The organism is Actinosynnema sp. NPDC059335, from assembly GCF_042752395.1.
Taxonomy (GTDB): Bacteria; Actinomycetota; Actinomycetes; order Mycobacteriales; family Pseudonocardiaceae; genus Actinosynnema.
This window is the reverse complement of the sequence record NZ_JBHYXZ010000179.1, coordinates 1-9,499: the sequence shown is the minus strand read 5'-3', so window position 1 is coordinate 9,499 and position 9,499 is coordinate 1. Positions and strand designations below refer to the sequence as shown.

At 75.3% G+C, this 9,499-nt stretch carries 8 protein-coding genes and 1 riboswitch; of the genes, 3 read left to right on the top strand and 5 right to left on the bottom strand.

What is annotated here, in order from left to right; translation table 11 throughout:
- The first annotated feature begins 199 nt into the window (after positions 1 to 199).
- Positions 200 to 1,318 (top strand): sugar efflux transporter, encoded by a 1,119-nt coding sequence (locus ACFXGA_RS34975; RefSeq protein ID WP_378095591.1) that lies wholly within the window; start codon positions 200 to 202, stop codon positions 1,316 to 1,318.
- Positions 1,319 to 1,473: 155 nt separating this feature from the next.
- Entirely contained in the window at positions 1,474 to 2,136 is a 663-nt protein-coding gene (locus ACFXGA_RS34970) for a hypothetical protein (protein ID WP_378095588.1), read from the top strand.
- Here ACFXGA_RS34970 and ACFXGA_RS34965 read toward each other — a convergent pair.
- From ACFXGA_RS34965 to ACFXGA_RS34945, 5 genes are read right to left on the bottom strand one after another with little or no spacing between them, the layout of a single operon-like run.
- Positions 2,081 to 2,917: an ECF transporter S component gene (locus tag ACFXGA_RS34965; protein WP_378095585.1), complete on the bottom strand. Its 837-nt coding sequence runs from the start codon at positions 2,915 to 2,917 to the stop codon at positions 2,081 to 2,083. The genes ACFXGA_RS34970 and ACFXGA_RS34965 overlap by 56 nt on opposite strands.
- Positions 2,914 to 4,662, bottom strand: coding sequence for an ABC transporter ATP-binding protein (locus ACFXGA_RS34960; RefSeq protein ID WP_378095582.1), 1,749 nt, complete (start codon positions 4,660 to 4,662; stop codon positions 2,914 to 2,916). The genes ACFXGA_RS34965 and ACFXGA_RS34960 overlap by 4 nt, the downstream gene beginning before the upstream one ends.
- Positions 4,659 to 5,720: an energy-coupling factor transporter transmembrane component T gene (locus ACFXGA_RS34955; protein ID WP_378095579.1), complete on the bottom strand. Its 1,062-nt coding sequence runs from the start codon at positions 5,718 to 5,720 to the stop codon at positions 4,659 to 4,661. The genes ACFXGA_RS34960 and ACFXGA_RS34955 overlap by 4 nt, the downstream gene beginning before the upstream one ends.
- Positions 5,717 to 6,553: a hypothetical protein gene (locus ACFXGA_RS34950; protein WP_378095576.1), complete on the bottom strand. Its 837-nt coding sequence runs from the start codon at positions 6,551 to 6,553 to the stop codon at positions 5,717 to 5,719. Before ACFXGA_RS34950 ends, ACFXGA_RS34955 begins: the two co-directional genes overlap by 4 nt.
- The gene (locus ACFXGA_RS34945) at positions 6,550 to 7,860 is read right to left on the bottom strand and encodes a prenyltransferase/squalene oxidase repeat-containing protein (RefSeq protein ID WP_378095572.1); all 1,311 of its coding nucleotides are present in this window, start codon (positions 7,858 to 7,860) and stop codon (positions 6,550 to 6,552) included. Before ACFXGA_RS34945 ends, ACFXGA_RS34950 begins: the two co-directional genes overlap by 4 nt.
- 91 nt (positions 7,861 to 7,951) lie before the next feature.
- A riboswitch (cobalamin riboswitch) is annotated at positions 7,952 to 8,076 on the bottom strand.
- Between the two features lie 93 nt (positions 8,077 to 8,169).
- Here ACFXGA_RS34945 and ACFXGA_RS34940 point away from each other — a divergent pair.
- Positions 8,170 to 9,429: a cytochrome P450 gene (locus ACFXGA_RS34940; protein ID WP_378095569.1), complete on the top strand. Its 1,260-nt coding sequence runs from the start codon at positions 8,170 to 8,172 to the stop codon at positions 9,427 to 9,429.
- Positions 9,430 to 9,499: the final 70 nt, after the last annotated feature.

The following is a 9,499-nucleotide window of genomic DNA, read 5'->3' as shown; positions in this document are numbered from 1 at the left end:
CCGTTCCACGAGGTGGTGGAGTCGCGGGGGGGGGTGGGGCCGCGGCGGGGGGGGGGCGTCTGGTGCGCAAGTCGTTGTGTTTCAGAGACAGCCCGGGACCGGCGCCCCGGCGACCACCCCCCCCCTCGCCGGTGTGCCCCTGCTGAGTGAGACACCGCCCGCCCCGACCGGGTCCAGACCTTTCGTGCCGCTGGTGTCGGTGAGCCTCCTGACGGGGGTCGGGTACGCGCTCGCGGGCCCGTTCCTGTCGCTGTTCCTGGTCAAGGAGGTCCAGGCCGGTCCCGTCGCGGTCGGGGCGTTCCTGCTGCTCAGCGGGCTGTCGTCGATGCTGGTGAGCACGGTGGTCGGGCGGTTGTCCGACTCGCGGGCGATCCGGCGCACGCTGCTCGCGGTCGCCGGGGTGGCGGGCGCGCTGTCGTGGGTGCTGTTCGCCGCGGTGCGCGAGTACTGGCTGCTGCTGGTGGTCTCGATGACGCTCTTCGCGCTCGCGTCCTCGCAGATCCCGCAGATGTACGCCTACGCGCGGCAGGTGCTGGAGCGCAGCGGCTCGGCCCGGGCGCCGCTGGTCATGAGCGGGCTGCGGACGACGATGTCGGTCGCCTGGGTCGGCGGACCGCCGCTGGGCGCGCTGCTGATCGCGGGCGGCGGGTTCATCGGCCTGTTCGGCGCCAGCGCCGCGGTGTACGTGCTGGCCACCGCGGTGATCCTGGTGTGGCTGCCGAAGCTCGGCCCGGCGACCCCGCCGGCCGCCGACGTCCCGGCCGGGGTCGGCATGCGCCGGGAGGTGGTGCTCGCGGCGTCGGCGTTCGTGCTGCTGCAGGGCGCGACCTCGGTCGGCGTGGTCGCGATGCCGCTGTTCGTGACCGAGGGCCTGGGCGGCACGACCGGTGACGCGGGCCTGGTGCTGGGGCTGTGCGCGGCGCTGGAGATCCCGCTGATGCTGGGCTTCGGCGCGTTGGCGATGCGGGTCAACCACCGGGTGCTCGTGCTGGCGGGCGGCGCGGTGGCGCTGGCGTACTACTCGGTCATGCTGGTCACGCAGGCGACGTGGCAGGTGATGGCCGCCCAGGTGCTGCACGCGGTGGTGATCTCGGCGGTGATGGGCGTCGGCATCTCGTACTTCCAGGACCTGGCCCCGGACCGGCCGGGGTACGCCAGCACGTTGTTCACCAACACCTACAAGACCGCCACGATGCTGTCCGGGCCGTTGCTGGGCCTGGCGCAGCACCTCGGCTACCGCACCGCGTACGGCATGGGTCTGATCATGTCGGTGCTCGGGGTGGCGTTGCTGCTGGCCGCCCGCAGGCCCGCCAGGTGACCGGGTTGCCCGCTCCGGTGTGCCACGCGCGTGGCGGATCACGCACCGTCAGTGAACCGACCGTCTGGTTTGCGCTCTTCGAGCGGTTCTCCGCGAAATTCGGGTCTGCGGTGCGGCGGCGTTGCTAAACCTTCCCCAGGGGGAGGAGGCCGACGGTGCCGAGAGGGTTCTACACCGACGACCGGGGACGGGTGCGGCCGGTCGGCGGCGGGGGAGGGCGCAGCGGGTCGGTGCTGCTGGCCGGGCTGCTCGCGCTCAGCGCGGTCGGGTACGGGGGAGCGGTCGGGCTGAGCACCGGCGGCTCCGGCGGTGGCGGTCCGGGGCCGGGCGTGGCGGAGCGCCGGGCCGAGGGCGTCGACCTCGCCCGGCGCGGTGACGTCGAGGGCGCGTGGCGCAGCATCGGGTTGCGCGAGCTGAAGCGGACCGACCGGCGGCGGAGCGGGTGCGAGGCGGCGTCGTTCGGGGAGGTGCGGGAGTTCCTGCTGCGCAGCGGGTGTGCGTCGGTGGACCGGGTGCTGATCACCGTGGGCGACGAAGCGGGCAACTCGGCGGTGGTGGCGGTCGCCTGGGTGGTCTTCGGCTCGGGCGGCGAGGCGCGGGCGTTCCGGGACGTCGTGGACGCGCCCGGCACCGGTGACGTGCGGGCGTTGGGCGCGGCCGAGGTCGGTCTGGCCGACATCGCGTTCACCGGCGCGAACTACGGCTCGGACCTCGACCGCACGACGGTGGCGGTGGCCGAGGCCGAGGTCGCCACGGGCCACCTCACATCGGCGGCGCTGGACGCGGTGGCGGAGGTGGCGGCGCGGCTCCCGGCGTGAGCGCGGGGTCGCCGAACGAGGCGCGGCGCGCGGCCCGGCGCAGCGTCCGCAGCAGCACCGGGCCGGTCACCAGGACCAGGATCGTGGTGGTGATCGCGCGGCCGACGTCCCAGCCGAGCGAGGTGGCGAGGCTGAACGCCACCACGCGGACCAGGTTGTCCAGGATCGGCGCGCCCGGCTGGAACGACAGCGACGTGCTGCCCGCGCCCAGCGCGAACGGCCAGAACGACAGGTTCAGCAGCAGCCCGTACACCAGCGAGGCGACGGCGCTGTACCCGCCCAGCAGCGCCAACTCGGCCTTGCCGCGGGCGGGCGGCAGCAGCCCCGCGCCGAGCGCCACCCACGCCGCGGCGAGCATCTGGTAGGGCAGCCACGGCCCGACGCCGCCGGTGAGCAGGGCCGACGCGAACAGCATCGTGTTGCCCAGCACGAACCCGAAACCGGGCCCGAAGACCCGGCCGCCCAGCACGAGCAGGAAGAACACCGTCTCGACACCCGCCGTGCCCGCCCCGAGGGGCCGGATCGCCGCGCCCAGCGCGGACAGCACGCCCAGCATCGCCACGGCCTTCGCGTCCAGGCCGCCCTCGCTGATCTCGGCCAGCACGACCGCCAGCACGAGCGGCAGCAGCAGGGCGAACACCCACGGCGCGGTCGCGCCTTGGGCGATCACGGCGTCCGCGGACACCAGCAGCGGCCACCCGAACGCGACGACGCTGATCGCGGCGGCCACGCCCAGGGCGACGGCGGCGCGGGACCGGATCCGGACGGGCGCGCCGTTCACCGGGCCGCCAGGGCCGCGCGCACGTCCGCCACGGTCAGCCACTGCTGCGGTGCGAGCACCTTCGCCACCTGCGGCGAGAACACCGGCGACGCGGTGACCACCTCGGCGGTCGGCCCGTCGGCCACCACCTCGCCCTCGGCGAGCACCACCACGCGGGTCGCGTACTCGGCCACGAACTCCACGTCGTGGGTTGCCAGCACGACCGCGTGCCCGTCGTCGGCGAGGTCCCGCAACGCCTCGGCCAGCCGCGTCTTCGCCGGGTAGTCCAGGCCCCGGGTCGGCTCGTCCAGCAGCACGGCGCGCGGCGACGGGGTGAGCGCCACCGCCAGCACCAGCGCGAGCCGCTGCCCCTCGGACAGGTCGCGCGGGTGGCGGTCGTCCGGGATGCCCGGCGCGAGCCGGTCCAGGAACTCGCGGCACGTGCCCGGGGACCGGCCGGACTCGCGGTCGGCCTGCGCGCACTCGCCGCCGACCGTGTGCAGGTACAGCAGGTCGCCGGGCTGCTGCGGCACCAGGCCGACGGCGCGCCGCCGCGGTCCGGGCTTCAGCGTCGCCGGGTCCACGTCCTCCACCGCCACCTCGCCGCCGGACCGCTTGCCGGTGCCCTGCACGGCCCACAGCAGGCTGGACTTGCCGGACCCGTTGCGGCCCATCACCGCGACCCGCTCACCCGCGCCGACGTCCAGCGACACGCCGCGCAGCGCGTCCACGGCGGAGTAGCGGACCCGCAGGTCCCGAACCCGCACCAGGCCCGCTGCCGGTGACGACGTGGACGACGCCGGCGCGAGCCGTGCAGGCGCGGACGACGCGGATGTGGGCGTGGGTGGCGACGACGTGGACGACGCGGATGTGGGCGCGGGCGCGGGTGGCGCGGATGTAGGTGGCGCGGGCGTGGACGACGTGCGCGCGGGTGGAGTGGATGCGGGTGGCGTGGCGAGGCGGTCGCGCAAGGGACCGGCCCTGCGCCGCGCGTCCCGGATGGACACCGGCACCGGGTCCCACCCGGCGAGCCGGCCCAGCCGCACCACGGGCGGCGCGACCGGGGCGTCCGCCAGGACCGGACCGGGGTCGCCCGCGACCGGCGGCAGCCCGCCGCCCGGCAGCCACACCACGCGGTCGGCGTACTGCGCGACCCGTTCCAGCCGGTGCTCGGCGATCAGCACGGTCATGCCGAGGTCGTGCACCAGCCGGTGCACCGCGGCCAGCACGTCCTCCGCCGCGCCGGGGTCCAGCGCCGAGGTCGGCTCGTCCAGGACCAGCACCCGCGGGTGCGCGGTGAGGGCCGCGCCGACGGCCACGCGCTGCTGCTGCCCGCCGGACAGGGCGGCCAGCGGGCGGCGGCGCAGGTCGGCCAGCCCGAGCAGGTCCAGCGTCTCCTCGACCCGCTTGCGCATCACCGGGTTGGGCAGTCCCAGCGACTCCATCGAGTACGCCAGCTCCTCCTCGACCGAGTCGGTGACGAACCCGGCCTGCGGGTCCTGCGCCACCACGCCGACCACGTCCGCCAGCTCGCGCGGCGGGTGCGTGCGGGTGTCGCGGCCGTCCACCAGCACGCGGCCGGTGAGCGTGCCGCCGGTGAAGTGCGGCACCAGCCCGTTGACCGCGCGCAACAGCGTCGACTTGCCCGACCCGGTCCGCCCGACCACCAGGCACAGCTCGCCCTCCGGCACGTGCAGGTCCACCCCGGCCAACGCGGGCGCGGCGGCGTCGCGGTAGGTGACGGAGACGTTCTCGAACCGGATCACTGGCCCATCCTGTTCCTGGCGACGACAACGGGCGCGAGCGCGCACAGCAGGCCGACCGCGGGCAGCAGCGGCAGTTCGGGCGGGACCAGCGGCACGGTGTCCGGGGTCAGCGCCGCCCGGCCGAGGCCGTCCGGGGCGAGGTACGTCGCCAGTGCGGCGAGCAGGCCGGACGCGGCGATCAGCAGCTCCCGCGGCCCCCACCGGTCCGGCCGGTACCGGCTGCGCCGCACCCGCCGCGACCCGGTCCACAGGCCCGCGACGGCCAGCGCCGCCCCGGCCGCCAGCATCGGCGTGCCGACCGTGTTCGGGGTGCCGCCGCCGAGCAGCCCGTACGCGCCGACGCACAACCCGACCAGGCCGCCCAGCACCAGCACGCCCGTCAGCACCCTGGTCCGCCGCGGCAGCCCCGCCGCCCGGCCGTAGCCGCGCGAGTCCATCGCCGCGGCCAGCACCAGGGACCGCTCGAACGCGTCCTCCAGCACCGGCACCATCAGCACCCGCATCGCCTTCACGCCGCGCACGGCGTCACCCCGCAACGCCCGCGCCCGGCGCACCGACCGCGCGCTGGCCACGAGCTGCGGCGCGACCGTCAACGCCACCACCACCGCCACGCTCACCTCGTACAACGCGGCCGGCAGCGACCGCAGCAGCCGCTTGGCGTTGGCCAACGCGTTCGCCGCGCCCACGCAGCACAGCAACGTGGCGAGCTGGAGCCCCTGGTACAGCGCGAAAGCGAGACCCTCGGCGCTCACCGGACCACCCAGCCGGATGCCCTTCGCCCAGTCGGGCAGCGGGATCTCGGGCAGCGTCACGAGCACGGTCGGCCCGCCCACACCGCCGAGCAGCACGTGCAGCACCACCCGGACGGCGAGCACCACCAGGGCGAACTTGAGGAACACCCCGTACGCGCTCGCCCACGGCGTGTCCTCGCGGCACGACACGGCGACGTACCCGGCGACCGCGATCACCAGCGCCAGCAGCAGCGGGTTGGTGGTGCGGGCCGCGACGGCGGCCAGGCACAACGCCCACAGCCACCACGCACCGGGGTGCAGGCTCACTCCGCCGCCCTGGCGCGCCGCCGCGCGGTCCACACCCCGAGGCCGGCCAACACGGCGACCACCACGATCCCGATCACCAGGCCGACCGCGCCGCCCGAGTCCGGCGTCGGCTCGGCTCCTGCTTCCGGTGACGCGCCGTCCGTCGGCACGACCGGACTCGACGAAGTTCCGCCGACCGTCGTTTCCTCGGCGGAGGAAGGCGGCGTGGTCGTCGTCTCCGCCGTGGTGGTGGTCGTCTCCTGCGTGGGTTCGGCGGTCGGCGGGCCGGGCTGCCGCGGCGCGGGCGGTTGCGGCTGATTCGGTTGGCCGGGTTGACCCGGTTGCGCCGGGTTCGGCGCGGGCTGCCCAGGGTCGGGCGCGGGGGGCGCCGGTGGGGCGGGCTTCGGCGCGGGCGCCGGCGGCGCGATGCCCGGCGGCTCGCCCGCGCCGAACGACCAGCCCTCGACGGTGCCCGGCGCGGGGTCGTACGCGCTCGCGCTCGTGCTGCTGTAGACCCACGACTCGCCGGGCCGGCCGTGCCAGTAGCCCCAGTAGGCCGTGGTCGGCGACGTGGTCCGGCACGGGTCGCTGCTCGGCTTGCCGTTGATCCGGCACACGAACCCCGGCTGGAGGGCGGCGAACGTGTAGCCGAATCCGGCGGCGCTGAGCGCGGCCGTCCCCGTGGCGGGGTCACCGGGCGCGCACCCGGTCTGCACGCCGCCGCCCAACGAGCGGAAGTCCACGACGACCGTGACGCCCGCGCAGTCAGCCGCCTGCGCGGTCAGCGGGGCGTTCGTCATCGCGAGCCCGACGACGGCCGCCGCCGTCAGCGCTCGCGCCCACCGGCCGGTCACTTCCGCGCATCCGCGTACCGCTTGCGCGACAACAGGACCGTGAGCACCCCGCCGACCAGCAGCAGCGCGCCGACCCACAGCGCCGGGCCGACGTCCGCGCCGGTGCGGGCCAGGTTGCCCCGGTTGGCCGTCACGGCCACCACCGCGGCGGTCGTGGTGGTGGCCGTGACGGAGGCGTCCGTCGTGGTGGTGGTCGCGTCGGTGCCGGTGGTCGTCGTGGTGTCGGTGCTCGTGGTGGTGGCCGCGGTCGACGACGTGGTGGTGGCCGGGCAGTCCAGCACCGGCGTGCCCGGCGTGCCGCCGTCGGCCGTCAGGTCGCCGAAGCCGACGCCGACCAGGCCGAGGACGCCCTGCGCGCTGGCGCGCAACGACGAGGTCTGCTGGAAGCCCGTCGCGTCGAACGCGATCGCGCCCCGGTCGGCCTCGGCGGCCGTGCAGCCGACCTGGAGCGAGGTGAGGAACCGGACGGCGAGGTCCGCGGTGGCCGTGCGGCCGCCCGCGCGCAACGCCTGCGCGGCCAGGCCGGTGCTGTTGGCGTTGCCCGCGTCGGTCGCGCCCTCGTCGCGGAAGCCGCCGCCGGGCTGCTGCACGCCCTCCAGCCAGTCGAGGGCCTCGCCGGCCGCGGCGGTGTCGCCGACGGCCACCAGCGCCTGCACGGCCATGGACGTGGCGTCCACGTGCGACACGCAGGGCGTGGCCTCCAGGATCAGCGGGAAGCCGCCGTCCCCGCACTGCTGACCGACGAGGTAGTCCACGGCGGCCCGCGGCGCGCCCTGCGCGCGGTCCAGGGCGAGCACCGCGAACGCCTGGCTGAACCCGTTGGAGAAGTCGCCGTACTGCGACTTGTTGACGAACCGGCCGGACGGGGCCTGCAACGCGGTGAGGCCCGCGATCAGGTCCTCGCCGCCGAAGTCCGACGGGTCGCCGCCGCGGACCTGGACGGCCAGCGCCAGCTTCGCGTAGGAGCCCGCGAACGACTCGGCGGGGTCGTCGAAGTGCAGGTAGTTGGCGATGACCTCCGGCCGGGCGAGCCACGCGAGCGCCTTGTCCGCGCTGTCGGAGGCCACCCCGGCGGCGGTGAACGCGAACAGCGCGTCCAACGTCGAGCCCTGGTCGGGGGAGGTCGTGCCGGGGTAGAGGAAGTGGTCGCCGTCGACGAGCTGCCGGGCCAGCCACCCCGCGGCGGCGTCGCTCGCGTCCGTCGTCGGCACCGCCCGCGCCTCGTCCTGGCTCCGTGCGGCGGGGGCGAGCGCGAGCGCGGTGACAGCGGCGGCGGCGATGACGGCGGCGGTCCGTCTCAACGACATGTTCTGCCTTTCCGGGGCGCAAGGCGCGAGCGGACCCCGGACAGCCGTGCTCGCCGCTTCCCGGGCTCCGACCCGTTGACCTCGACGGTGTCAGGAGCGTGGCACGCGCGACGGGTGTTCGGGCTCGTCCCCGGGAGGGGCCTACCGTTGCGGGTCAGCGCCGGATTTCGACCGGCTTCCCCCGTTTCGCGCGCGATTGCCGATCGTCTGTCAAGGACCCTGTCGTGTCAATCCGCCTCTAGCGCGATGCTGCTCACCCCTACGTACGGTTACCGTCGGTCGATTCGATCTGGGGAAGAGGGGTGTTCGATGACGACTCTGGCGTCCGTGCGCGACGGCTTGGTGGCGTGGGTCGCACGGCGTTCGGCGACGCGGTGGGTGCTGGGCAAGATCGGTTCGCGGGCGTTGTCGCTGCTCCCGGACCGGGCGCTGGTCCCGTTGAAGCGGGACGGGGTGGTGCCGGTCGCCGAGTTGGAGCGGATGCGGGAGGCCGGCGCGGTGCACCGGATCCCGGTGCCGTTCGGCTTGCGGGTGTGGTTGGTCACGGGGCAGGACGAGGCGAGGAAGGTGCTGTCCGACACAGGCGCGTTCAGCAACGACTACGCGCGGCTCGGCGCGGCGGTCGGGCGCATCGAGCAGTCGCCCGGCGGCCTCGGCTTCGCCGACCCGCCCGACCACACCCGGCTGCGCAAGCTGCTCACGCCGGAGTTCACCATGCGGCGGCTGTCGCGGCTGGTGCCGCGCATCGACGCGATCGTGACCGAGCGGCTGGACGCCATGGAGGCCGTCGACGGGCCGGTCGACCTGGTCAAGGAGTTCGCGCTGCCGATCCCGTCGCTGACGATCTGCGAGCTGCTGGGCGTGCCCTACGAGGACCGCGACCGGTTCCAGGAGCTGGCGGCGGCGCGGTTCGACCTGTTCGGCGGCGCGGGGCAGGCGTTGGGCGCGATCTCGGAGTCGCTGTCCTACATGGAGGAGATCGTGCGCCGCGAGCGCCGGTCGCCGGGCGACGGGCTGATCGGCTCGATCATCCGCCAGCACGGGGACGACGTGAGCGACGTCGAGCTGGCGGGCCTGGCCGACGGCGTGCTGACCGGGGGGTTCGACACCACGGCGTCGATGCTGGCGCTGGGCGCGATCGTGCTGCTGAAGGACGACGCGGCGCGTGCCGCGATGCGTGACGACGACGCGGCCGCCGCGCCGCTGGTGGAGGAGCTGCTGCGGCACCTGAGCGTGGTGCAGGTGGCGTTCCCGAGGTTCGCCCGGCACCCGCTGAAGGTCGGCGACCAGCAGGTGGAGGAGGGCGACGTGGTGATCGTGTCGCTGTCGGCGGCCAACCGCGAGGGCGCGTCGGACTTCGACCCCTCCCGGCCGCCGACGTCGCACCTGGCGTTCGGGTACGGCGCGCACCGGTGCGTGGGGGCGGAGCTGGCCCGGATGGAGCTGCGCGCCGCCTACCCGGCGCTGCTGCGCCGGTTCCCGGGCCTGCGCCTGGCCGCCGCGCGGCCCGGGTTCCGCACCGCGTCGATCGTGCACGGCGTGGACTCGCTGTTCGTCCACACGCGCTGAGCGTTGAACTCGGGGGTCCCGGACGTAGGACACACGCGTTCCGGACGTAGGACACACGCGTGTGTCCTAC